This window comes from Halorubrum aidingense JCM 13560 (assembly GCF_000336995.1).
Lineage (GTDB): Archaea > Halobacteriota > Halobacteria > Halobacteriales > Haloferacaceae > Halorubrum > Halorubrum aidingense.
Genome location: NZ_AOJI01000033.1, coordinates 1 through 22,019 on the forward strand (window position 1 = coordinate 1; position 22,019 = coordinate 22,019).

26 protein-coding genes and 1 tRNA gene are annotated in these 22,019 nt (G+C 65.6%); 15 read left to right on the plus strand and 12 right to left on the minus strand.

Annotated elements, in window-relative coordinates; translation table 11 throughout:
- Window positions 1-89: 89 nt before the first annotated feature.
- Window positions 90-704 (minus strand): riboflavin synthase, encoded by a 615-nt coding sequence (locus C461_RS13900; RefSeq protein ID WP_008002305.1) that lies wholly within the window; start codon window positions 702-704, stop codon window positions 90-92.
- A gap of 142 nt (window positions 705-846) precedes the next feature.
- On the opposite strand from C461_RS13900, the gene C461_RS13905 reads away from it, so the two are divergent.
- Window positions 847-1,146, plus strand: a complete 300-nt coding sequence (locus C461_RS13905; RefSeq protein WP_008002307.1) for a DUF7533 family protein — start codon at window positions 847-849, stop codon at window positions 1,144-1,146.
- Window positions 1,147-1,221: 75 nt separating this feature from the next.
- Here the strand turns inward: C461_RS13905 and C461_RS13910 are convergent, their stop codons facing one another.
- The 5 genes from C461_RS13910 to C461_RS13920 form a co-directional block, all read right to left on the minus strand.
- Complete coding sequence (locus C461_RS13910; protein ID WP_049906723.1) at window positions 1,222-2,583, minus strand: M24 family metallopeptidase; 1,362 nt, start codon at window positions 2,581-2,583, stop codon at window positions 1,222-1,224.
- Between the two features lie 68 nt (window positions 2,584-2,651).
- On the minus strand, window positions 2,652-4,496 hold the full coding sequence (locus C461_RS13915) for a UvrD-helicase domain-containing protein (RefSeq protein WP_008002311.1): 1,845 nt from the start codon (window positions 4,494-4,496) through the stop codon (window positions 2,652-2,654).
- Window positions 4,497-4,593: 97 nt separating this feature from the next.
- The gene (locus C461_RS15910) at window positions 4,594-4,752 is read right to left on the minus strand and encodes a DUF7563 family protein (RefSeq protein WP_008002314.1); all 159 of its coding nucleotides are present in this window, start codon (window positions 4,750-4,752) and stop codon (window positions 4,594-4,596) included.
- Window positions 4,753-4,860: 108 nt separating this feature from the next.
- Window positions 4,861-5,043 carry an HVO_0416 family zinc finger protein gene (locus C461_RS16125; RefSeq protein WP_008002316.1) on the minus strand — a complete coding sequence of 61 codons (183 nt, stop codon included), beginning with the start codon at window positions 5,041-5,043 and terminating at the stop codon, window positions 4,861-4,863.
- A gap of 109 nt (window positions 5,044-5,152) precedes the next feature.
- Entirely contained in the window at window positions 5,153-5,842 is a 690-nt protein-coding gene (locus C461_RS13920; protein WP_049906700.1) for a plastocyanin/azurin family copper-binding protein, read from the minus strand.
- Between the two features lie 128 nt (window positions 5,843-5,970).
- On the opposite strand from C461_RS13920, the gene C461_RS13925 reads away from it, so the two are divergent.
- From C461_RS13925 to C461_RS13935, 3 genes are read left to right on the plus strand one after another with little or no spacing between them, the layout of a single operon-like run.
- Window positions 5,971-6,321, plus strand: a complete 351-nt coding sequence (locus tag C461_RS13925; RefSeq protein ID WP_008002320.1) for a winged helix-turn-helix domain-containing protein — start codon at window positions 5,971-5,973, stop codon at window positions 6,319-6,321.
- A gap of 2 nt (window positions 6,322-6,323) precedes the next feature.
- The gene (locus C461_RS13930) at window positions 6,324-6,623 is read left to right on the plus strand and encodes a DUF7521 family protein (protein WP_007345830.1); all 300 of its coding nucleotides are present in this window, start codon (window positions 6,324-6,326) and stop codon (window positions 6,621-6,623) included.
- Window positions 6,620-6,895: a DUF7521 family protein gene (locus C461_RS13935; protein ID WP_008002322.1), complete on the plus strand. Its 276-nt coding sequence runs from the start codon at window positions 6,620-6,622 to the stop codon at window positions 6,893-6,895. Before C461_RS13930 ends, C461_RS13935 begins: the two co-directional genes overlap by 4 nt.
- Window positions 6,896-6,915: 20 nt before the next feature.
- Here the strand turns inward: C461_RS13935 and C461_RS13940 are convergent, their stop codons facing one another.
- Window positions 6,916-7,458 carry a CDP-2,3-bis-(O-geranylgeranyl)-sn-glycerol synthase gene (locus C461_RS13940; protein WP_008002324.1) on the minus strand — a complete coding sequence of 181 codons (543 nt, stop codon included), beginning with the start codon at window positions 7,456-7,458 and terminating at the stop codon, window positions 6,916-6,918.
- An 86-nt stretch (window positions 7,459-7,544) separates the two neighbouring features.
- On the opposite strand from C461_RS13940, the gene C461_RS13945 reads away from it, so the two are divergent.
- Window positions 7,545-8,384: a proline dehydrogenase family protein gene (locus tag C461_RS13945; RefSeq protein WP_008002326.1), complete on the plus strand. Its 840-nt coding sequence runs from the start codon at window positions 7,545-7,547 to the stop codon at window positions 8,382-8,384.
- A gap of 93 nt (window positions 8,385-8,477) precedes the next feature.
- A complete protein-coding gene (locus C461_RS13950) occupies window positions 8,478-9,197 on the plus strand; it encodes a DUF502 domain-containing protein (RefSeq protein ID WP_008002327.1) in 720 nt (239 codons plus the stop codon).
- 44 nt (window positions 9,198-9,241) lie between these two features.
- Here the strand turns inward: C461_RS13950 and C461_RS13955 are convergent, their stop codons facing one another.
- From C461_RS13955 to C461_RS13965, 3 genes are all read right to left on the minus strand, one after another.
- Window positions 9,242-10,171, minus strand: coding sequence for a branched-chain amino acid transaminase (locus C461_RS13955; protein ID WP_008002329.1), 930 nt, complete (start codon window positions 10,169-10,171; stop codon window positions 9,242-9,244).
- A 119-nt stretch (window positions 10,172-10,290) separates the two neighbouring features.
- Window positions 10,291-10,998, minus strand: a complete 708-nt coding sequence (gene ribB, locus C461_RS13960) for a 3,4-dihydroxy-2-butanone-4-phosphate synthase (protein WP_008002331.1) — start codon at window positions 10,996-10,998, stop codon at window positions 10,291-10,293.
- The gene (locus C461_RS13965) at window positions 10,998-11,759 is read right to left on the minus strand and encodes a DUF120 domain-containing protein (protein WP_008002333.1); all 762 of its coding nucleotides are present in this window, start codon (window positions 11,757-11,759) and stop codon (window positions 10,998-11,000) included. The genes ribB and C461_RS13965 overlap by 1 nt, the downstream gene beginning before the upstream one ends.
- Before the next feature lie 268 nt (window positions 11,760-12,027).
- Between C461_RS13965 and C461_RS13970 the strand changes: the two genes are divergently transcribed.
- Window positions 12,028-12,099, plus strand: a tRNA-Ala gene (locus tag C461_RS13970).
- 676 nt (window positions 12,100-12,775) lie between these two features.
- Window positions 12,776-13,615 (plus strand): hypothetical protein, encoded by an 840-nt coding sequence (locus tag C461_RS15610; RefSeq protein ID WP_152418407.1) that lies wholly within the window; start codon window positions 12,776-12,778, stop codon window positions 13,613-13,615.
- A 262-nt stretch (window positions 13,616-13,877) separates the two neighbouring features.
- Here the strand turns inward: C461_RS15610 and C461_RS16130 are convergent, their stop codons facing one another.
- Window positions 13,878-14,027 carry a hypothetical protein gene (locus C461_RS16130; protein WP_239639125.1) on the minus strand — a complete coding sequence of 50 codons (150 nt, stop codon included), beginning with the start codon at window positions 14,025-14,027 and terminating at the stop codon, window positions 13,878-13,880.
- Window positions 14,028-14,226: 199 nt separating this feature from the next.
- Between C461_RS16130 and C461_RS16340 the strand changes: the two genes are divergently transcribed.
- A complete protein-coding gene (locus C461_RS16340; protein ID WP_449271980.1) occupies window positions 14,227-14,388 on the plus strand; it encodes a DUF7386 family protein in 162 nt (53 codons plus the stop codon).
- A gap of 21 nt (window positions 14,389-14,409) precedes the next feature.
- Here C461_RS16340 and C461_RS15220 read toward each other — a convergent pair whose 3' ends face one another.
- Window positions 14,410-14,883 (minus strand): type IV pilin, encoded by a 474-nt coding sequence (locus tag C461_RS15220; protein WP_008002336.1) that lies wholly within the window; start codon window positions 14,881-14,883, stop codon window positions 14,410-14,412.
- A 166-nt stretch (window positions 14,884-15,049) separates the two neighbouring features.
- Here C461_RS15220 and C461_RS13980 point away from each other — a divergent pair, with 166 nt between their 5' ends.
- The 6 genes from C461_RS13980 to C461_RS14000 all read left to right on the plus strand — a co-directional run bounded on the left by C461_RS13980 (window position 15,050) and on the right by C461_RS14000 (window position 21,921).
- Window positions 15,050-15,826, plus strand: a complete 777-nt coding sequence (locus C461_RS13980; RefSeq protein WP_008002338.1) for a hypothetical protein — start codon at window positions 15,050-15,052, stop codon at window positions 15,824-15,826.
- A 174-nt stretch (window positions 15,827-16,000) separates the two neighbouring features.
- Window positions 16,001-16,129, plus strand: coding sequence for a hypothetical protein (locus C461_RS16220; RefSeq protein ID WP_008002341.1), 129 nt, complete (start codon window positions 16,001-16,003; stop codon window positions 16,127-16,129).
- A gap of 62 nt (window positions 16,130-16,191) precedes the next feature.
- Window positions 16,192-16,770, plus strand: a complete 579-nt coding sequence (locus C461_RS13985; RefSeq protein WP_008002342.1) for a MaoC family dehydratase — start codon at window positions 16,192-16,194, stop codon at window positions 16,768-16,770.
- Complete coding sequence (locus C461_RS13990) at window positions 16,767-18,254, plus strand: acetyl-CoA hydrolase/transferase C-terminal domain-containing protein (protein WP_008002344.1); 1,488 nt, start codon at window positions 16,767-16,769, stop codon at window positions 18,252-18,254. The genes C461_RS13985 and C461_RS13990 overlap by 4 nt, the downstream gene beginning before the upstream one ends.
- Window positions 18,255-18,455: 201 nt before the next feature.
- Window positions 18,456-19,550 (plus strand): TAXI family TRAP transporter solute-binding subunit, encoded by a 1,095-nt coding sequence (locus C461_RS13995; RefSeq protein WP_008002346.1) that lies wholly within the window; start codon window positions 18,456-18,458, stop codon window positions 19,548-19,550.
- Between the two features lie 43 nt (window positions 19,551-19,593).
- A complete protein-coding gene (locus C461_RS14000) occupies window positions 19,594-21,921 on the plus strand; it encodes a TRAP transporter permease (RefSeq protein ID WP_008002348.1) in 2,328 nt (775 codons plus the stop codon).
- The last annotated feature ends 98 nt before the right edge of the window (window positions 21,922-22,019 follow it).

A 22,019-nucleotide genomic window follows, 5' to 3' on the forward strand; every position in this document is an offset into this window, starting at 1 on the left:
GATGTGTATAAGAGACAGGTTCGCGAGACGGTGAAGGGCGCGAAAGACGCCTGAAACGCCCGCTGTCGACCCGAAACACGATCGGTCCTTCAGTATCCCTCGGCCATGTTCTCGACGTACTTCGCGATCACGTCGACCTCTAGGTGAACCGGGTCGCCGACCGACTTCTCCGAGAGCGTCGTCAGCTCGTAGGTCGTCGGGATGATCGCCACGTCGAACTCCTCGCCCCGCTTCTCGGCGACGGTCAGCGAGATGCCGTCGAGCGTCACCGACCCCTTATCGACGAGGTAGCGTCCGTGCCCTTCCGGGATCGCGAAGGTGAACCGCCAGTCCTCGCCGACCTGCTCGATCGCGGTCACCTCGGCGACGGTGTCGACGTGCCCCTGCACGACGTGGCCGTCGAACCGGCCGTCGGCGGGCATCGCGCGCTCGACGTTGACGACGTCGCCCTCCCGGACCTCGCCGAGGTACGTCTTCGCCACGGTCTCGCTCGCGAGGAACACCTCGAACCAGTCTGAGTCCCCCGCCGTCGACCCCTCGCTTCGTCCGTGCTTCTCGACGGTCAGACAGACGCCGCTGACGCTTATCGACTGGCCGTGATGGAGGTCGTCGAAGCCGTCGACGCCGATCCGCAGCCGGAGCCCGTCCTCGGTCTCGGTCCGCGAGCGGACCGTCCCCGTGTCCTCGACGATGCCGGTGAACATACTCGAACTGGGCGTGCGCGACACATATCGGTTCGGTGTTCGCTCGCCCACCGCCTCGGCGAGACGCTCGTTAGCCGCCGCGTTCTCGACGACCGCGCGCCCGTCGCGCCCCTTTTTACCCTCGGGGGCCAATCTGGCGCCAATGAGACTCGGGCTGTTGGACATGATCGGGCTGGCAGCGTCGCTCGTCTTCGCCCTGCCGCTCGCGAACTACGCCGTCATCCGACTGGCCGCCGGCGAACTCGCGCTCGGCGTCGGCCTGCTCGTCGTCGCGGTCGCGATGGTCGTGCTTCCGCAGTACTTCCTCGACCCCGGTCGGATCCTCCGCGGACTCCTCTCGGGACTGCTCCCGCGACAGCTCCGCGGCGGCGGCTCGACTGCGGACTCTCCTCCGGAGACGACGCAAGACGAAGCGGCTGCCGCCGACGCCTCCGAAAAGTGAGGACGGATCGCGGCTCGCTTCGTCTGCGCGTTCGTTCCGCCCACGCGCTCGCGGCTCGCATGCCCCCGTGGGCGGTCACCGCGCTCGCGGCACGATCCCGAACGGGTGCTCCGCGAGTATCTCGTAGCCGTCCTCGGTGACGAGCACGAGGTCTTCGAGCCGGACGCCGCCGACCGCGGGATCGTACACGCCGGGCTCGACCGTCACGACGTGACCCGGTCGCAGCTCCGTTCCGCCCGACAGCGACGGCGACTCGTGGAGGCTCACGCCCACGCCGTGCCCGGTGCCGTGGGTGAACCCCGCCTCCCCCTCCTCGGCGTTCGGATCGAACCCGTACGCGGCCAGTTCGGCGGCCGCCTCGCCGTGGACGGTCGCCGCCGGGACGCCCGGTTCGATCTCCGCGAGCGCGGCCTCGTGGGCGGCCTCGACGGCGACGTACGCCCGGCGCTCCCAGCCGCCCTCGCCGTCGACGACGAACGTCCGGGTCACGTCGCCGTGGTAGCCGTCCGGCCCGCGCGGCGAGACGTCGATGAGGACCGTCTCTCCCGGGCGAATCTCGGCGTCGCCGACGAAGTGCAGATCGGCGGCCGAGGCCCCCGCTCCGATCACCGTGTTGCCCGCGTCGCGAACGCCCCGCTCGGCGAGAGCCGCGTTCACCTCGCGGCGGAGTCGCTCGGTCGTCAACGGGGCGTCGTTCCAGCGCAGCGGCGGGCGATCCGTCGCGCCGTCCCGACCGGTGCCGGCCGGCACTTCGCTTTCGGCGAGTACGGTCTCCGCGCGACGCATCCCCGCGACACTCGCCCGCTGGACGCGCCGGAGGCGGTCTATCTCGGCGTCGGTCTTCCGCGCACGGGCGGCCGACACCGCGTCCGTCGACGCGAGCGCGTTGCCGGCGCGTTCGAGGTAGACGGCGGCGTCGTGCGGGATCGACGCCGGGACGAGGAGCGTGCGATCACCGTCTCGCTCGTCGTCCCGCTCGCCGTCTCGCTCGTCGTCGAGCAGTTCCGCGACGGCTGCGGCCGCGCGCTCGCCCGCGTGCGCACCCCCGGCTGCCGTTCGAACCTCGCGAGTGACCCCGTCGTGGAAGTCATCCGGTCCGGCCGTCTCGGCGGTCGCTTCATCGGTTCGAGCACGGTCGACGAACTCCCGTTCGGCCTGCTCGGCGAACAGCGCGGGCGCACAGAGAACGGCCCGCCCGGTGCCGGCGCGCTCGGCGTCGCGGTCGATCCGTGGGTCGACCCGTGGAACCACTACGAGCGCGTACGCGCGATCGGGTCCGGAAAATCGGGTGAGGTAGCGGAGGTCGTCGTCGAACCGATCGCCGACGGCCACGAAGGCGTCCGCGTCGGCGTCCGCCACTGCCTCGGCGATCGGGGAGAGATCGGTGCGGAGGGGTCGGCTTGGACGGCGCGCGCCGTCGCCGTCCGTCCCCGCGATGTCGTCGTCGTCGGTGTCGCCGTCAGTTCGGTCTCCGGTCCCGTCACCTCCGTCTCCGGTCCCGTCGCTCACGGCTCCGGTTCGGGGACCGCCAGTTCGGCTTGCACCTCCTCGACGAGCTCTTGTGGCGGCTCGTCTCGCAGCTCGTCAAACAGGAGGACGCTGATCGGAAGCGTCGGGGCGCCGCCGATCAGGCTCTCCATGATCACCAGTCGCTCGCGGGCGCGAGACATTCCGACGTAGAACACGCGCCGCTCGTTGTCGGTGAGGATCGGCACCGGGCTCGTCGTCTTGGTGAACTCCTCGACGCCCTCAACGTCGGTGGGGTCGTCGATGGAGGCCGCCATCTGCTCGACGACCTTCTCCGTGAGGTCCGTCGCGACGAACACGTGGTCGGCCTCGCGACCCTTCGCGGAGTGAATGGTGCCGACGCGGACGCGGGTCGGGTCCATCCCCTCGTAGTCGCCGCCGAAGTACGCGCCCATCGACTTCCGCTGGAAGCTCGTCACCTTCCGGACCATGTCGTCGGCGCTGTTCGCGTCGGGCATGAACGGAATGTGAGCGTCGAGTTCGTCGGTCGTCACCTCGATGAGCGAGATGTCGTCGGCGTCGGCCGCCTCCTCGCGGTCGTCGAGGAAGTCGTAGAACTCGTCGCGGTCGTGGGTGCCGAACGCGGAATCCTGCAGCATGTCGGCGAGCCGCCGGGCTTCGAGGCCGGTGACGGGCTCGCCCTCGTCGACCTTCTCGATTGCGCTGACGTAGTCTCGCACGCGGTCGGTCCACATCCGGCCGTCGGTCAGCATCGTGAACGGGATCCCGTGGTCGATGAACTCGTCGATGAAATCGAACATCTGGTAGCGCGCGCGGAACAGACACATCACGCTCCCCTCGTCGTCGTCCACCGTGTACCGGACGTTCCGGACGAGTTCGAGCATCGACGGCGATTGGATCGCCTCGACGGTGCCGCCCTCCTTGCGCGGGTGGAGGTCCTTCTCCTGACGCTTGTCGATGTGACGGATCTCCGCGTTGACGACGTTGAGGATCTCCGAGGGGAGTCGGTAGGAGTTCGGAAGCACGACGTCCTCGTCGACGTCGGTGTCCAAGAGGAGGTCCGGGTCGGCGCCCTGCCACGCGTAGACGACCTGGTCGTCGTCGCCGGCGATGAGCACCTTCCGCATGTGCGGGCGCCACTCCTCGAAGACGTTGTACTGCAGCGTCGTGATGTCCTGAAACTCGTCGATGATCAGGTACTCGACGTTCGGGACGAGCGAGCGCTGCGCGACGCGTTCGAGCATGTCGGCGAAGCCGACGAGGTCGTTGTCGCCCTTGTAGCTCCGCCACGCGCGGATCGTTTCCGGGACGTCGATCCGGTCGTCGTCGGAGGGCCACGTCGGCGTGTACTTGTTCCCCTGCTGGGCGTTGGGGTCTTCTTCCGGCGGGAGTCGGACCTCCTCGACGTTCCACTGGAACGGAACGTCGTACCAGTCGGCGACGTCGCGCTCGGTCCGCTGGAGCCACTGCGAGGTGGCGATGATCTTGTTTCCGATCGTCGTCGACCGGGCGGTGCGGCGGCCGGCGCCCCCGTGTTGGTCCTCGAATTCGATGCCGTACTCCTCGCAGAACGCCTCCTTGTCGTTTTCGCCGACGACGTCGCCCCGCGAGAGATCGAGTAGCTCGTACGCCTTCGCGTGCATCGTGCTCACGTTCCCCTGGAGGCTCCGGGGAGAGATGTCGAGTCGCTCGGCGAGCCGCTCGCGGATCTCGGCGGCGGCCGCTCGCGTGTACGAGACGACGAGCACGTCCCGGACGTCGGCGTCCTCGTCGTCGAGGATCCCCTCGACGCGGTCCAGAAGCGCCGTGGTCTTCCCGCTGCCCGGACCGCCGAACAGTCGCGTCACCGTGGGATCGGTCATTGTCTACCCCTGGCCGCCGTTCTTCTTAAACGCCGTGGCTCGCTTCCCGGTTCAATCGTCGCGCCGACCTCGGAGGGCGAGCGCGGCCCAGCGGCTGTCAGTTGCTCCGCGTCGCGCGCGCCTCGCGGACGTCGGCGCCGTCGCGAACGAGGTCCTCGCAGGCGGGACAGACGCGGGGTCGATCGACTTCGTTCGGTGTGAACACCCGAACGTAGTCGGTCGTGACGAACGAACCGCAGTTCTGGCAGGTCGGCATATTCGTCACTATCGATTGACGTTATATAATACTGCCGGCGAGTGCCGGCGAAAGAAAACCGCTACTCGGTCGTGCGGCGCCGTCGGTGGCTGGTCGCCCGTCGACGGATCAGGTCGGGCGCCAGTCGCAGACTCCGCACTTCGCGGTTCCTTCCGAATGGAGTGCACCACACTCCGGACACTGGAGCTTATTATAGGATCGGTCCCAGCGTACGATCTCTGTCTCGTGGCCGCGATCGGACAGGAACTCGTCGAACACGTCGTCGTCCGAGCTGGGTGCACTACTAGACATGCATGAGAGACAATGTCACGCGGGTATATATATCTTCTCACGACTCCTATCTCGTTGCCGAGATACGGACGAACGATCGATATTCCCGCCGAAAGATGGACGAATCCGATCAGTCGTGCCCGTGTCCGAGGGCCTCGTTACACATGTCGTTGAGTTCCGTAATCTTCTCGCGGACGGCGTCCGGCTTGTCCGCCGGCGGGTCGTCGAGCGCGGGCTGCTCGTGTGCGTCCGGCTCGCCGACGATCACGCTGCCGATCATCCCGCCGGCCTCGTGGGGAGCGCAGTAGTAGTGGTAGACGCCTTCGGTCTCGAACGTGTGCTCGAACGTCGCTCCGTCCTCGGAGAGCATTTCGCTGTCCCAGGCCTCGGTCCCCTCCGGGACGAGCCGCGGCTGGTCGTTGCCCGGGTGGTACGCCGCCGCGTTGTGACTCCCGCTCTCGAGGGTCCACGTGACGGTCCCACCGGTCTCGACCCTGGCGACGTGCGGTTCGAAGTGAGTTCCGCCGTCGTCGGTCGTCACCATCTCGACCCCGGCGGTCGGCGTCATGTCACCGACGCCCCCGTGCCCGTCGTCACCGTGTCCGCCCTCGTCGTGGCCGTCGTCGCTCTGTTCGTCCCCGCCCTCGTCGTGACCGTCGTCCTCGTCGCTGTGATCCGCTTCCTCGGACGTCTCGGTCGACCCCGACCCCGAGTCACTGCTGCTCGTCAGCGTGCCCGAACAGCCCGCGAGACCGACGGCCGCAGCAGCACTTGAAAGCTGTACCATCCGTCGACGCGTGTAGTGTCCTCGGTCTGTCATTGTCGGATCTCTCTCCACTTGAGCGTACGGGGGGTACTAATATAGACTGGGACCCTGTTTTGCGCACGACGCAAAACGGCTCTTATATTACCACTCGACGGGGAGTATCGGTATCAGAGGGAATCTCTGTGTCAACAGACGATAGCAACGACGAGCTCCTCGAACTCCTCGGCCAAGAGCGCGTCCGACAGGTCCTGGCCGCGACGAGCCGCGGGCCGCTGTCCGCCAAGGAGCTCAGCGACGAGTGCGACGTGGCGCTCTCTACCATCTATCGGCGCGTGGAAGAGATGATCGACCACGACCTCCTTGTCGAACGGACACAGATCGAGTCGGACGGAAGCCACCACAGCGTCTTCGCGGCGAATATCGATCACCTCGACGTCGATATCGACGACGGTAAGATCGACGTCAGCGTCCACGTCCGCGAGGACGCTGCACAGCGTTTTTCGCGTATCTGGAGCGACATCAGGGAGCTATAACAATGCACATCGAACTCGTCATCGCGAAGCTCATTACGGTCGGATTAGGGCTGTTAATAACGAAACAGGCGTACAAAGGCTACAGGTCCTACCGGAGCGAACCGATGCTGTACGTGGCCATCGGATTCCTCTTCATTACCGTCGGCTCGGTGCTCGAAGGGATCCTCTTCGACGTGGTCGGGCTGTCGATCTTCGTCGCGGGGACGATCCAGACCGGTCTCGTCGCCGTGGGGATGCTCGTGATCCTGTACTCGTTACACGGCCAGTTCTCCGAACCGTCGAGCGGGGGTGATACACCGTGACCGGCGACTGGGCGGTCGTCTTGACGCTCATCCGTGCCGCCCTCCTCCTGTTGGGACTTGCCACTACCGCTGTCAGTTTCCGCGCCTATCTCCGCGAGGGGACACGCTATCTCCGCGACGCGACGATCGGGTTCGCGTTCATCACCTTCGGGGTTCTCATTGAGGGGTTCCTCTACCAGCTCACCGCCCTGACGCTCACCCACGTCCACGTCGCGGAGTCCGTCGCGATAGCCTGCGGGTTCCTCGTCTTACTCCGGTCGTTCCTCCGCTGATCCCGCCTCCCGAGTCGCGCCTACCACGGCTCGTTTTTCAAGCCGAGCGCGTACGCGCCGACGTTCGTGACGACGTGGAGGACGGGCGTCATCACGAGGACGGCCGCGAGGACGGGCAGCGTGAACGTGTCGAGCGTCCAGCCGGTGTCGACGACGAGGGCGAACAGCAACGCGCCGGCGACGAAATCGAGCTGGTCGATGCCGGGGAACGCCGCGCCGCGTTCGCGGCCCGACCGGCGCTTGAGGAACGAGGCGCCGATGTCGCCGCACATCGCGCCGAACGCGAGCGCGAACGCGGCGGGCAGCGAGAACGTCGGGAGGTCGACGCCGAGCGCGGCGCTCGCCGGGTCGTTGACGGCGTTGAGCGCGAGCGCCAGCACGACGCCGACCAAGGTGCCCACCGCGGTCCCCCGCCACGTCTTTCCGTCGCCGAGCACGCGGGCGCCCCGCCACTCGCGGCCGCCGTCGATGGGGCGGCCGCCGCCGGCGAGCACCGCGGCGTTGTTCGGCACGTACGCGGGCACCATCGCCCAAAAGGCCGTCGCGACCAGCGAACCGATCATAATCCGGTCCACGCTCGTTCACGTTTTATAAACCACGGATCCGCCCGTCGCCAACAGTGAAGTCGATCCCGAACGGAGATCCGGGTATGATTCCCCCGATCGCCCGGCGCTTCGTCGCCGGTGAGAGCGTTCCGGAGGCCCTCGATCACGTGCGCGCCTGCAACGAGGACGGCGTCGCCGTCATTCTCAACCTCCTCGGCGAGCACTACGACGACCCCGCCGACGCCCGCGCGGACGTCGACGCGTACCTCGCGCTGCTCGACGACGTGGCCGGGAGTGGTCTCGACGCCTGCATCTCGGTGAAACCGTCGCAGATCGGGCTCGACGTGTCGCCGGAACTGTTCGAGTCGCACTACCGCGAGATCGTCGCCCGCGCTCACGAACTGGACGCGTTCGTCTGGTGTGACATGGAGAACGCCGACACCACCGACGCGACGCTCGACGCCTTCGAATCGATCGCGGTCGAGTACCCGTGGAGCGTCGGCCAGTGTCTCCAATCGAACCTCAAGCGCACCCGCGACGACCTCGCGCGGCTCGTGGACGTGCCCGGGAAGCTCCGGCTCGTCAAAGGGGCGTACGACGAGCCCGAGTCCGTCGCTTACACCGACAAGGCCCGCGTGAACGAGGCGTTCCGCGAGGACCTCACGTACCTGTTCGAGCAGCGGTCCCGCGGCGTCGCCGTCGGCAGCCACGACCCCGCGATGATCTCGCTCGCCGGTCGGCTCGCCCGGGAGCACGGGACCGACTACGAGGTCCAGATGCTGATGGGCGTCCGCGACGACGCTCAACGCGACCTCGCCGCGATCGGCGTCGACGTCGCGCAGTACGCGCCGTACGGCGACAAGTGGCTGTCGTACTTCTCCCGCCGCGTCCGCGAGCGCAGAGAGAACCTGACCTTCGCGCTGCGAGCGATCGCCGGGCGGTAACCGCGGCTGTCTCTTATACACATCTCTGATGGCGCGAGNAGATGTGTATAAGAGACAGCTCTTAAGGGTCGCCGTCACATGTTCAGTCGATAGATGTCCACGTGGAAACGCGACTTCGCTAGCGGCCTCATCGTGTTGGCCCCCCTGTTGGTCCTCCTCCTTGTCATCCAGTGGATATATCGTTATATCGCGTCGATCCCGCTCATCGACGGGCTCCAACCGGCGATCATCCCCGGCCCGCTTGAGCCGGTCTCCCGCGTTATCATCGCGCTCGCCGTGTTCGCCACGGTCGTGCTCGCGGTCGGTTACTTCATGCGGACGACGCTCGGCCGGGTCGCCGAGTCGGCCGTCGACGGTGCCATCAACCGAATCCCCGCGTTGCGCGTGGTGTACAACGCCTCCAAGCTCGCGATCGAGACGGCCATCTCCGGTACGGACGAGCTTCAGAGCCCCGTCTACATCGAGACGTGGCCCGGGATCCGGATGACTGCGTTCCGGACCGGCAAGAAGACCCGCGACGGGAAGATCGTCCTGTTCATGCCGACGGCGCCGAACATCACCACCGGGTTCGTGATCGAAGTCGAGCCGGAGCGCATCGAAGAGACCGGCGAGACCGTCGAGGAGGGCATGACGCGCGTCCTCTCTGCCGGATTCGCCGAGTCCGCCCATCAGGTCCCGGTCGAAGAGGAGCGGCCGTCCGAAGAGACGTCGGGAGGGCCGGGTGTCGGCGGCGTCCGCACCGACGGAACACCGGGCGAATCGGAGCGGGCGACGAGCGGCTCGGCGGGGACCCGCACGGGCGATCCGCAGTGACGTGACCGTTCGCGCGGTTTACTACCGATGACCGTTCGCGCAGCTTACAGGTAGGTGAACCACTCGTCGTGGTCGTCGGTCCGGCGCTCGACGAGGTCGAAGAACGCGGACTGAAGCTCCTCGGTGACCGGCCCGCGGGTGCCCGCGCCGATCTCCGTGTCGTCGACGGAGCGGATCGGGGTCACCTCGGCGGCGGAGCCGGTGAAGAACAGCTCGTCGGCGGTGTACAGCTGGCCGCGGGAGATGACGGCCTCGTCGTGGACCTCGTAGCCGCGCTCCTCGGCGAGGCTGATGACGGTGTCGCGGGTGATCCCTTCGAGGATCGACTGGGCCAGCCCGGTCGTGTAGATCTCGCCGTCGTTCACCATGAAGATGTTCTCGCCCGGCCCTTCGGCGACGTTGCCCTCCTTGTTCAGGACGATGGCCTCGACGTAGCCGTTCCGACGGGCCTCCTCGCCCGCGAGCATGGAGTTGACGTACAGTCCGGTGGTCTTCACGTTCGTCGGGACCTGCGAGGAGGCGTGTTTCCGCCACGAGGACACCATCACGTCGACGCCGTCGTTGAGCGCCTCCTCACCGAGGTACGCGCCCCACGGCCACGCCGCGATCACGAGGTCAGTCGGGCAGTCCTTCGGCGAGACGCCCAGCGAGTCGTATCCGTAGTAGGCGATCGGCCGGATATATCCCGAAGAGAGGTCTTGGCGGTCGAGCAGTTCGAGGACGGCCTCGGTGATCTCCTCGCGGGAGTGCTCGATCTCCATGTCGTACATCTTCGCGGAGTCGAACAGCCGGTCCAGGTGCTCTTCCCAGCGGAAGATCGCCGGTCCCTGTTCGGTCTCGTAACAGCGGACGCCTTCGAACACGCCGCTCCCGTAGTGGAGCGCGTGGGTCAGAACGTGGGTCGTCGCGTCCTCCCAGTCGAGGAACTCCCCGTTCTTCCAGATCGTGTCGACGTCCATCTCATCGAATCCCATACCCGGAGGTTGCGGTCGGCGGGCTTAAAACTGTGACAACCGGTCGGGGGCTGCCGCGACGGCCGGTGTTCGGCCCCCGATCCCGAACGTCGGGCCGACGCCGGCGCGGGCGCGGGCGGTTACTCGAGCGCGTCGACGAGGTCGGCACCCTCGACGTAGGGGATGTCGCGCCGGCGGGCGTAGGCCGCGGCGTCCTCGGGGGTCAACGCGGCGCCCGTCTCGTCGTCGAGCATCTCGCAGACCACGGCGGCGGGGGCGGCGCCGACCGCCTCGGCCATCGCGAGTCCGAGTTCGGTGTGGCCGGTCCGACCGCCGAGCCCGTCGCGGTCGCCCCGGAGCACGTGGACGTGGCCGGGCGCGCGGAACGCCGCGGCGAAGTCTTCCGGGGCGTACCCGGTCGGGTCCGCGTCGACGTCGGCGGCCGCGTTCGCGAGTTCGACGATCGTTCGCGCGCGGTCCTCGTCGGTGATCCCGGTGAACGTCTCGCGGTGGTTCACGGGCAGCGAGAACGAGGAGCGGTCGTCGTAGTCCGGGTCGTCGTCGACCGCCGGGTGATCGATCGCGTCCGCGAGGAACGGGAGTCCGAACGCGTCCGCGACGGGGTCTCCCACCGCGACGCAGATCAGGCCGCCCGCGTCGTTACGCATGTGGGCGACGGCCGCCTCGTCGACGGCGCCCGCGGGGTAGACGATGTCCGTCTCGCCCTCGCGATCGGCGAAGTCGTGGACGCAGACCGGGTCACCGGCGCGGAACGCGTCGAGGGCGCGTTCGACGGCATCGGCAGAACCCCGCTCCGCGTCGCCGTCGACCTCGGCGTCGGCCCGCATTAGGCCACCTCCGTCTCCGCCTCTGTCTCTGATGCCTCTTCGCCCGCGGCGTCCGCTCGCGTCGTGGCCGCCACGCGGATCTCGACCGCGTCGCCGTCGTCGAGGTCGAGGGCGTCGCGGAGGCGCTCCGGAGCGATCAGTTCGAGCTGGTCGTCGTCGTGGTGAGTGCGGTCGGGGACGATCGCGTGGACCTCCTCGTAGCGGTCGTCGCCCGCGACGAGGGTGACCCCGTAGCAGGACGCCGCGCCGTAGGTGCGGTCGTCGTCCTCCCAGGCGTCGATCGGAACCGCGTCGATGCCGGCCATCTCGCCGCGGCGGCGGACGCTCTCCTCGCTCAGATCGACGTTGAGCGTGCCGGGGAACGGCTCGTAGCCGAGCCGCTCGCGGAACTGGTCGGCGTAGCCGGGGAGGGTGATGTAGTGGCGCCCCTCGCCCATCCCGCCGGTGACGGCGCCGCGCAGCGAGAGGTCGACGTCCGACTCGAACAGACGTCGGTAGTCGGCGTACTCGGCGCGGAGGGCCGCCTCGCCCGCGTCGGTGACCCGGACCCACTGGCCGTCGCCGACCACGTCGCGCTCGATGTAGCCCGCGGCTTCGAGGGTCTGGAGCCGTCGGGAGGCGGTCTGTGTCGAGGCGTCGAGCCGGTCGCCGAGGGCCGCACACGACACCTTCGTCTCGGTCAGGCCGCCGACGAGCCCGACGTGTTTGAGGGCCGCGATCGCGGCCGGATCGGGGGTCGTCGCCGCCGTCGCTTCTGCCATACCCCAACCTGGGGAGTCTGCACGCAAAAGGGTAACGAATATGGAATGCGTCTCAGAACTGTTACGGGTGTGGCGATCGTCGTCGCGACGTCGACGCGGCGCCGACGGCCGCCGGTTCACGTCGATATCGCGTCGGCGCCTACCTAATCCCGTCGGTATCGGCGGTCGCTGTCGCGAGCTCCGACGGACTGCCGTCGGGTGCCAACGACCCTCGTGCGGCCCGTCGAAAGGTAAGGTACAAATACGAACGGCGATTGGTTTCGGGTGCGGGCTCGTAGATCAGCGGCAGATCGCTTCCTTCGCAAGGAAGAGGCCCGGGGTTCAAATCCCCGCGAGTCCACTCACTTCGTTCGTTCCCTCGCGTGGTCCCGTTCGCTCCGCTCACGGGACCCCCGCGAGTCCATGTTTCTGCGCCGCGAGCAACATCGCGAGCGGTGCTGCTGAGCGAGTCTGTCGAGAGTTCTGTTGCAGCCCGGCCTCGGTCCGCGACTGTCTCAGTTGTGGCGCCCGCGTTCTGACGAGCCAACGGTGACGCCGCCGATCGCGTCCACCGTAACACTCTCTAGAACCTTCTTTTGCGACCGTTTTCGCCGCGATCGACCCTCTCGACCGGCGGGTGCGCGACGATCTCGGCCGCAACACAAGCCGCGATCGCTGCTCGACGAGCTCGGCGTCGCCGTCGAACCGACACCGGGGGGTCGGTTGACGGTTAGGGGTGTGGCTAAGGCCACAGATTCTAAGGTACCCACCAATCCGCTACCGCAGACCCTACGCAAAAACTCATCAAAATAATCAAATACGTGGTATACCGATACTGCTGTATAACTCAATGACAGATCCCGATGAGCTAATTACGGGGCTGTTCACGCTGGCGGTATCCATACTCATACTGGTTGTATTCTACCAGGTATATACCGGAGGTAGCGTCGCGCGGGTTTCAGAAATCGCAAGCGCCTTAGCAGTCCCGTTCATTTTCTTTCTTCTTTTGACATATGTATTAGTCACAGTACTACAAAATGCCTAGCAAGGACCCGATCCCTCTTGATGAGGGGAGGTTGGAATATCTGCTTGAACTCCAACACCAGAGATACTACCATCTTCAAACGTTGGCAAGAGGTATTCTAGGGAGCGTCATTTCAATAGGTGCTGTTCTTGCTACGCTGGTAGCGGCGTTTTATGACTTATTCCCGGGAATAAGCGTCTCATTAGAGGAGTATGGAGAAGTAGCATCTTCTGTGGGAGTTCCTTCGGTAAGAGTACAAGCAATATTCCTGCTTAATTCCATAATTGTCTACATATTTTTGTGGTTGATTGTAATCAGTTTCAAAGAAATTGTTATCAAACTTTCAGAGGTGGTCTTAGGCCGTTCCCTATTGCCACAGAGTTCGAGACAATCCGACTATGTCACCGAATCAAATTGGGGAGTCATGAATAACACATATACTATATTCCTATATTCGTCATTCCAAGCTAATCGTGAGATAATTGATGAGGCCTATGACCGGCTTATCGCCGGTGGTCTGCGAATTGGCGTATTTGTGATACTTCTCACAACTGCTTCTTTCCTTTATATTAATATCTCTGAGAAAAATCTGATCCAGGTTCTAACGTACAATAGTATAATCATAGTTCTCACTGTGTTTCCTGCGTTCGGTCGTGTAGTATTTGGTATCGACTCGCTGGGCGGGAGAGAAAGGTCGTCAACCCTGACTCAAGAGCTGTTTGAGGAGAATAACCCAGACAGTCGATGGAGTAAAGTTACGACTGGAAAGTGGGAAAGCAGACTTATAATAATCATAGTTGGACTCACTCTCATTTCGTTCTTGATCTATCTTCTCACTCTGGCAGGTGTATAGAATCGTTAAAATTCACGGTCGGAGTCTGGAGGCGGGGATTTGAGATTCTGAGCTGTGACTCCGATAGTGCGTCTCACCTGGATTTGTCCAGTTCGTGATCTCTAATTCACGAGCGCGAACACTCCTCGACGACACGACCGTTATCTTCCGTCCTTCTGCTCGGTACCAGACAAGAACGTAGCCACCGCCTTCACACCCAAGCGTCCGGTGCTGATCCTCCAGAACTTGAACGTCGGCCGGACGCCGTTCATCATCGAGCGCTTCACGCCCCACGACCGTCCCCCTCCTCGTCGGTCACGTCGAACTTGAGCCCGTCAACCTCGGGATTGTCGAGATCGATCGGATAGCGGTCGGCCGCCCACGTCTCGATGAACTTCCCGTAGTAGCAACGATCGCGGGGATCGTAGCTCATTGGTCGATCCGTTTGGGTTGCGGTTGAAGATTGATATATCCTCGCGGGTCGAGTATCGATCGCCTGAATCCGGTCGCGATCCCATGCATACGGGGTATCTGAATGAGCTGTCGGACCAGATTCAAACTTACCACGACCGCGACCGCCAGATCGAAAGGGGATCGATCTCGTGGCGAATGGCTCTGACAAGGACTCGCCGATGAGCGTCGTGATCGATGCCGTGTTCACGCACCTGGTGGAAAGTGAAGTGAACATTCGGGACGCCTGCGGTGAGTACGAATCCGTGACTATTCAGAAATTCTGTAACACGTCAGTCATCGGGTTGCAGTACCGGACGCGAATAAAAAGCCGGTGGCGATAGGATAGGCCACCGATACGAATTTTAGCTAGTCGACCAGGTTAGACTGTCGAATTCAGAACCAGCTCCGACGTTATCCACAGTAAGCGTCCGGTCAAGAATAATCGAATCACTCGGCGTGTGGATTACCCGGACACGGACATCGTCGGTCGTACCACCACCTTCGCTGTACGATGCGGTTGCGCTGTCACCAACAGTGAATGCACTGCCAAATTCGGAAGTGTTAGTGCTGTTTCCGCTTGCATCCGAGCTGACTCGCACAGTCAGATCATTTGCGTCTAAGCGGTCGCCGCCAGCATGCTCAATAGTAAGAGTACCACCACTTGCCTCAACATTTAGCTGCGCCGTCGGCTGGCTGTCGCCGAGCGAGTCGCCGAGGCCGAGCACGAACGTTCCGATCACGGCCGCGAGGATCACTGTGATTGCGACCATGAGGATGACCCCGATAACGGGGCTGACTGCACGGTCGTCCGAGTTGAACAGGTTGCTTGGTTTCATGGGTTTGAATCCAGCGGTCCGCCGGCGCGCGTCGACTCGCGTCGATCCCGCCCGGTTGCTGGTTACGTAATGCGTAGTAGGCCTCCCTTAATTACTTACCGACCCGTGTATCATCCTTGAAAATTAGTTGGTTACGTTCAAACACTCACGTAACTGAGGAGTTCACATGCGACCCACGGCCCGGGCCCTCGCCCGAACGTACAGCGATCGGGTGTATCCGGACCCGTGGGAGAAGGTCCTCGACTACCGCCGCGTCCTCGACTACGCGGCCGAACGCCCGAACGCCGGGCGCGTTCGCGTCGGCAACGCGCTCGACCTCCCGCAGAACCGCGTTCGCGGGTGGCTGCACGACGCGATCCCCGACCCCGTCCGCGGGATCAACGCCGCGTCCGAACACGGGTGGCTCGACCCCGAACCCGCCGGCGACGCCGCCGCCGCGCTCGTCGACCTGCTCGCGCACGTCCTCGCCGGCGGGACGATCCCCGAACGGCGCTTCGAGGTCGCCGTGACCGAGGGCCGCCGCGTCGGCGTCGACGAGATCCGCGCCGCGTTCGATCGGGTCGGCGTCGACACGGCGACGCGCCACGACGAGACGACCGGCCGCGCGACCGAGGTCGTCCCCGCCACCGACGCGTCCGTCCTCGGACGGTGTCTCGTGACCATGGGCGCGCCGCTCGGGTCGAAGACGGACCTCGATCGGCTCCCGCCGGTCGTCTGGGAGGTGCCGGGGGTCGTCCGCGAGTCGTTCGTCCGGACGTACGTCCGGCACCGCGCGGCGGCACAGCGGTCGAAGGCGACGCTCACGATCAAAGAGGAGCGCCCGGCGACGTACCTCAGCGACCTTCGGCGGGTGATCACGGAGTCGACCGGAGAGCCGGTGACCGCGAGCGGCGTGACCGTGACGATCTCCGCGGCCGCCGCGCGTGAGCTCGGACTCCCGTAGCCCGGGGGTCTGGGAACTCCTCGGGAATCGACGCGAGTGCACTTCAGCTCCGGCGGACGCGTCATATCGTCCCCCGCCGTCCGATGCCGGAAAGGTGTGAGGCGGGTGAACGGTAACGCGGGCGCCGTCTCCCGACCCAGACCGCTTATATACTCCGAGTTAGTTGGGCGTCGTATGGGTATTTCCGAGTTCCTTGAGGGCCAGAACCTCACGCACCGCCAGATGGGGGCCATCATGATCGGGTGGATCCTGCTCGTCACGATCGTCTCCGTCGGGCTGTTGCTGTACACGGCCTCGACGTAGCCGATCCGGCGGGCGGGGCCGCGAACACAATCCTCTTTTAGCCGTTCGTTGTCTGGGGGCGTATGGCACGCGACACCGACACACACGACGACGAGCCGGTCGACCGCCGACTCGTCGGCGGGTGGGAAGGGCGCTACTACGAGGACTTCGCGGTCGGCGACGTGTACAAACACCCGTACGGGCGCACCGTGACGGAGACGGACAACGTCTGGTTCACGAACCTCTCGATGAACCTCAACCCGATGCACTTCAACGAGGCGTACGCCGCCGAGACGGAGTTCGGCGAGCGCCTCGTCGACGGCACCTTCGTCATCGCCTTGGCGGTCGGGATGAGCGTCATCGACGTAAGTGCGAACGCCACCGCGAACCTCGGCTACGACAGGATCCGGCACCACGCGCCCGTCTTCCACGGCGACACGCTCTTCGCGGAGTCCGAGGTGCTGGAGAAGCGCGAGTCCTCCTCGCGGGACCACGTCGGGATCGTCACGACGGAACTGCGCGCGTACAACCAGGACGACGAGCTCGTGCTCTCGTTAGAACGCACCCCGATGGTGTTGAAACGGTCCTACGCCGATCCGAGCCCCGCACAGCCGACGGGCTGGCCCGAGGGGATCGGCACGCAACCGGAGGACGTGGAGTGACCGACCCCGACGCGCCGACCGCGAACGACCCCGTCCCGGACGCTCGACTCGGCGGCGACCTCCCGATCGCGACTCCCGAGGCGGCCGCCGCGATCGTTCCGGAGACCGCGACGCTGCTCGTCTCCGGATTCGGCGGCGTCGGCTATCCGAAGCTCGTCCCCGAGGCGCTCGCGGCCGGCGACGCCCGCGAACTCACGGTCGTCTCCGGCGGCGGCGTCGGCGACGAGATCGACCGCGATCTCGTCGAGTCCGGCGACATGGCCCGCCGGTACCCGTTCGTCCCCAACGAGACCTCGCGGGCGGCCGCCAACGACGGGCGGATCCAGTTCCACGACCGCCACATCTCGCGGCTCGCCGACGAGGTGCGCTTCGGCGGCATCCGCGCCGGCATGCGCGGAGAGACGATTGCGGTCGTCGAGGCGGTCGCGGTCGGCCCCGACTGGCTCGTCCCGTCGACGTCGATCGGCCACACGCCGGCGTACGTGGGCGCTGCCGACCGCGTCGTCGTCGAGGTGAACCGCGCTCAGCCGGTCGAACTCGCTCGCGTCCACGACGTGCACGTCCGCGACGATCCGCCGAATCGAGACCCGATCCCGCTCGATGACCCGCTCGGTGAGACCGACGGGCCGGCGGTTCGGTTCGACCCCGCTAAGCTCGCGGCGGTCGTCGAGACCGACCGCCCGGACGACCCGTACGAGTTCCGTTCGGCCTCCGCGACCGACGAGGCGATCGCCGGCAATCTCGGTGACTTCCTGGAGGCCGAGATCGACCGCAACCCGCTGTTCGCGGAGGCGGCGAATCTCCAATTCGGCGTCGGGAGCCTCGGGAACGCGTTGATGGGCGCGCTCGCCGACGTCGACTTCGGCGACCGCCCGGTGTCGTACGTCGGCGAAGTCGTCCAAGACGGTCTCCTCGACATGCTCGACGCCGGCGATCTCGAGGGCGCGAGCGCCACGTCGCTGGCGCTGTCGACCGCTGGCCAAGAGCGGCTTTTCGACGATATCGAACGCTACGCCGAGGACGTGGTGTTGCGACCGGCGGACGTCTCGAACGCGCCCGAGCTCATCGACCGATTCGGCGTCGTCGGCGTCAACAGCGCCGTCGAGGTCGACCTGTACGGAAACGTGAACGCGACACACATCGGTGGCACTCGCGTCGTCAACGGTATCGGCGGCGGCGGCGACTTCGCGCGCAACTGCCGGCTCGGCGTCATCGCGCTCCCGTCCACGGCGGTCGACGGCTCGGTCTCGCGGATCGTCCCGCTCACTCCCCACACCGACCACACCGAACACGACGCGAGCGTGATCGTCACCGAACACGGCGTCGCGGACCTCCGCGGGCTCTCGCCGCGTGAGCGGGCCGCCGCCCTCATCGAGGTGGCCGATCCCTCGTTCCGCACGGACCTCGACGCGTACCGCCAACGGGCCGCGGACGAGGGCGGCAACACGCCGCACGATCTCGACACCGCGTTCTCGTGGCGATAGACTGACACGACCTCCCCCACTGAGATATTTTTCGCGGCCTATCTTCCGGAATAACGGGATAACTAACTCACGGGATAGTTCCTATTCCCGGATCTGCCACCGTTGCCGGTGAAATCTGTCTACCGACGATACGCTTTTATTAATCGACGTAATGGCTTGACCCGCATGATTGATGATGATAAGACAACGCGGCGCGACGTAGTGAAGGGCGCGACGACGCTCGGTGTCGTCGGCCTCGCCGGCTGTTCCGACGACGGCGGGAGCGGTGGCGACGGTGGGAACGGTGACGACGGCGGGAGCGGTGACGACGGCGGGAGCGGTGACGACGGCGGGAGCGGTGGCGACGGTGGCGGCGACGTAACGATCACCATCGGCGGGACCTCGACCGGGAGTTCGACGCAGGCCGCCGGACAGGCACTCGCTCGCGCGGCACAACAGCACAGCGACTTCCTCAACATTTCCGTTCAGGAGACACAGGGGTGGACGGCGAACCTCTACGAGTACGACTCCGGCCAAATTCCGGCGATGGGCGTCGACAACAACTCGCTCGCGAAGGCGCTCAACGAGGAGGGGCCGTTCGCCGACGACCCCGTCGAAAGCCTTCCGAACCAGGGGTTCATGTTCACGTCGCTGCAGATCCACTGGGTCGGGCTCGACGGGAGCGGCCTCGAGTCGGTCGCCGACCTCCGCGAGGGCGGCCACACCATCTACCCGATCCAGCCCGGATTCGGGACGCGCCTGCTCACCGAGGAGATCCTCAAGGAGGCCGGGATGTGGGAGCCGAACGACATCCTCAACGTCGACACGGGTGACATCCCGGGCGCCGTCGAGGAGGACCGCGTCGACGCGCTCTGTCTGTACGGTGCGAACGGCGTCAACCTCTCCGGTTGGTGCCAGGAAGTCGACGTCCGGAGTGGCGGCCGACTGAATCTTCTGGAGGTCGACGACGAGTTCCGACAGGTCATCGAGGACCATCCCGGAGCGATCTTAGAGGAAGTGGAGCCGTACGGGTACGAACAGGAGGTCACCGCGTACACCGACACGATGGTCACGTGGTCGCTCGCCGGCCAGTGGGCGTTCAGCCCGGACATCCCGGCCCGCGCGACGGAAGAGGTCTGTCGGCTCGCGATCGAACACGAGGACACGCTCCGTGAATCCGACCCGACCACCCTGGAGTACTCGCCCGATGCGATGACACAGACGGTCATCCCCGAGATCGACATCCACGCCGGCGTGGCGAACTTCTTCGAGGAGAACGATGTCTGGGAGGACTCCTGGAGCCGCGGCGACGAGTAGCACCGACGCCTGACCGCCCGACTACACAAATCTTTCACGACGGATGGCCAACCACTCCGATACAGCAACCGATCCTACCGATCCGCCCGACTCGCCAGATCTCTCGAACGAGAGCCTGCTCGACGACGAGGAGTCGCTCGAACTCGCTCCCGGTGACCGCGGACGCAAACAGCTCTGGCTGTACCTCCTCTCGTTACCGTTCTGGTTCCTCGTTATTTTCATCCCGACGCTCATCGTTCCGAACTTCCTCGCGGGGGCGTACGGACAGGCGCTTCCGGGGATGCTCTTCGACGACCCGGCCTCGCTCGCGACGACGATCGAGGACGTGTCGACCACGATTCTCGGCGTCGCGGCCGTCGTCGGTATCGCCGGCGTCTCGGCGCTGATACTCCGGCTCGGGTCCGGAATCGAGGAGCGGCTCCGGATGGCGCTCGTCTCCTTTTCGATCCCGTTCTGGATGATCGTGATGTGGTACTCGTACACCCAGCTGATGCCCCGCGGTCAGTACGCGGTCGCGTTCCTCGGTGGCATCCTCGGACTGTACGTGATCTCGGAACTCGACGAGCCGCTCATCCAGCGCGACTGGCTCGAAGTCGGGCTCCTCGTCGGCTCCGGACTGATCTCGGTGGCGACGAGCGGCTACCTCTTCGTGAACTACCAGTCGGTCGCGATCGATACGGTCGGGCGCGCGACCGAACCGCAGCTCGCGATGGCGTTCGCGTTCACGCTGGCGATGATCTACCTGACGTGGCGGTCGTTCGGGATCACGTTCCTCGCGGTCGTCCTCATCGGGATCGGCTACGGGTTTGCCGGACCGTTCATGCCCGGCGCCCTGAGCCACGGCGGGCTCTCCGGCACGCGCATGCTCCGGATCCTCGTGGTGAGCGTCGACGGGTTCTACGGGTTCCTCACCCGACTCGTGGCGGCGTGGATCGCCTTGTTCCTGCTGTACGCCGGGCTGTTGAAGGCGTACGGCGCGTTCGACCTCATCCTCCGGATCGCGGTGCGCTCGGCGAAGTACGTCGACTCCGGCATCGCGCAGACCGCGGTCGTCGCCAGCGCGGTCATCGGCTCGGTCAACGGGAGTCAGACCGCGAACGCGGGTATGACCGGTTCGTTCACCATCCCGCTGATGAAAGAGAACGGGATCAAACCCGAGACGGCGGGCGGCATCGAGGCGGTCGCCTCCACCTCCGGACAGGTGCTCCCGCCCGTGATGGGCGCGGGGGCGTTCATCATGGCGAACCTCATCACCGGGATCACCTACGTCGACGTCATCGTGTCCGGCCTGATCCCGGCGGCCATCCTCGTCGTCTCGATCACGATCGCGGTCCACTACGTGGCCGCGCCTCAGATCGAGAACCCGGAGATGGACGGGCTCATCGGCGAGACGATGGAGCGGCGCGCGGTTGCGCTGGAGTCGGTGAAGTACGGGATCCCGCTTCTCATCCTGATCTACGTCCTCGGCATCCTGCAGTACACGGTGATGACCGCCGCGCTGTACACGGCGGTGTCGATGATCGCCTTCGGGATCGGAATCCCCCTGCTGCAGGCCGCGCTCGACGGCGAGAGCAAGAAAGCGGCGCTGTTCGAGACGCTGAAACAGACGGTCGACGGCTTCCGCGAGGGGCTCATCGTCGTCGCGCCGGTGACGATCATCCTGGCGTCGATCAACGGCGTCGTCGACATTCTGATGGCGACCGGCGTGCCGACGGCGATCTCACTGACGCTGCTCGACCTGTCGGGTGGGGTCCCGATCGTCGCGTTCGTGCTGGCGATGATCATCTGTATCATCCTCGGACTCGGAATGCCGACGACGGCGGCGTACACCGTCGTCGCGCTGCTCGTCGCGCCGACGCTGATCAGCCAGTTCCTCGTGCCCGACATCGCGGCGCACTTCTTCGTGTTCTACGCCGCGATCCTCGCGGGGCTCACGCCGCCGATCGCGACGTGTGTCGCCGTCACCTGCGGTATCTCCGGCGGGGGCTTCTGGGGGAGCTGTAAGGAGGCGCTGCGCATCTCGGCACCGCTGTTCGTCCTCCCGTTCGCGTTCGTCTACCACCCGGAACTCGTCTCCGGGACGTTCGACTACGCGTCGCTGTCGGCCGGCCTCCTCGCGATGGTCGGATCGCTGGCGATCATTCACGGGATCAACTACCGCTTCGTCTTCGGCCGCGGGCAGACGTACGGGCTCCGCGTCGCCTTCTTCGTCGCCGGCGTGGTGGGGATGGTCCACCCGACGCAGTTGGTCCAGATCGGCGCGATCGCCGCGGTCGGCGCGCTGTACTTCCTGCAGATTATCGTCGGGCGGCCGAATCCGCTCGGCACGCTGCGCGGTGCGGCGGGCGTGATCTCCGGGCGTAACCGGTAGGCTCGCCGGTCGCGAGCGATACCGGACGGCCGACCGACCGCAGATCGACCGCGGATCGACCGCGGACCGATCGGGACCGCGTCGCTGTCTTTCTTAAA

Bases quoted from the DNA above. Each gene is read 5' to 3' on its own strand.
- C461_RS13900 (WP_008002305.1), bottom strand. From the start codon at position 704: ATGTTCACCGGCATCGTCGAGGACACGGGGACGGTCCGCTCGCGGACC.
- C461_RS13905 (WP_008002307.1), top strand. From the start codon at position 847: ATGAGACTCGGGCTGTTGGACATGATCGGGCTGGCAGCGTCGCTCGTC.
- C461_RS13915 (WP_008002311.1), bottom strand. From the start codon at position 4,496: ATGACCGATCCCACGGTGACGCGACTGTTCGGCGGTCCGGGCAGCGGG.
- C461_RS15910 (WP_008002314.1), bottom strand. From the start codon at position 4,752: ATGCCGACCTGCCAGAACTGCGGTTCGTTCGTCACGACCGACTACGTT.
- C461_RS16125 (WP_008002316.1), bottom strand. From the start codon at position 5,043: ATGTCTAGTAGTGCACCCAGCTCGGACGACGACGTGTTCGACGAGTTC.
- C461_RS13920 (WP_049906700.1), bottom strand. From the start codon at position 5,842: ATGACAGACCGAGGACACTACACGCGTCGACGGATGGTACAGCTTTCA.
- C461_RS13930 (WP_007345830.1), top strand. From the start codon at position 6,324: ATGCACATCGAACTCGTCATCGCGAAGCTCATTACGGTCGGATTAGGG.
- C461_RS13940 (WP_008002324.1), bottom strand. From the start codon at position 7,458: ATGATCGGTTCGCTGGTCGCGACGGCCTTTTGGGCGATGGTGCCCGCG.
- C461_RS13945 (WP_008002326.1), top strand. From the start codon at position 7,545: ATGATTCCCCCGATCGCCCGGCGCTTCGTCGCCGGTGAGAGCGTTCCG.
- C461_RS13950 (WP_008002327.1), top strand. From the start codon at position 8,478: ATGTCCACGTGGAAACGCGACTTCGCTAGCGGCCTCATCGTGTTGGCC.
- C461_RS13955 (WP_008002329.1), bottom strand. From the start codon at position 10,171: ATGGGATTCGATGAGATGGACGTCGACACGATCTGGAAGAACGGGGAG.
- ribB (WP_008002331.1), bottom strand. From the start codon at position 10,998: ATGCGGGCCGACGCCGAGGTCGACGGCGACGCGGAGCGGGGTTCTGCC.
- C461_RS13965 (WP_008002333.1), bottom strand. From the start codon at position 11,759: ATGGCAGAAGCGACGGCGGCGACGACCCCCGATCCGGCCGCGATCGCG.
- C461_RS15610 (WP_152418407.1), top strand. From the start codon at position 12,776: ATGCCTAGCAAGGACCCGATCCCTCTTGATGAGGGGAGGTTGGAATAT.
- C461_RS16130 (WP_239639125.1), bottom strand. From the start codon at position 14,027: ATGAGCTACGATCCCCGCGATCGTTGCTACTACGGGAAGTTCATCGAG.
- C461_RS16340 (WP_449271980.1), top strand. From the start codon at position 14,227: ATGAGCGTCGTGATCGATGCCGTGTTCACGCACCTGGTGGAAAGTGAA.
- C461_RS15220 (WP_008002336.1), bottom strand. From the start codon at position 14,883: ATGAAACCAAGCAACCTGTTCAACTCGGACGACCGTGCAGTCAGCCCC.
- C461_RS13980 (WP_008002338.1), top strand. From the start codon at position 15,050: ATGCGACCCACGGCCCGGGCCCTCGCCCGAACGTACAGCGATCGGGTG.
- C461_RS16220 (WP_008002341.1), top strand. From the start codon at position 16,001: ATGGGTATTTCCGAGTTCCTTGAGGGCCAGAACCTCACGCACCGCCAG.
- C461_RS13985 (WP_008002342.1), top strand. From the start codon at position 16,192: ATGGCACGCGACACCGACACACACGACGACGAGCCGGTCGACCGCCGA.
- C461_RS14000 (WP_008002348.1), top strand. From the start codon at position 19,594: ATGGCCAACCACTCCGATACAGCAACCGATCCTACCGATCCGCCCGAC.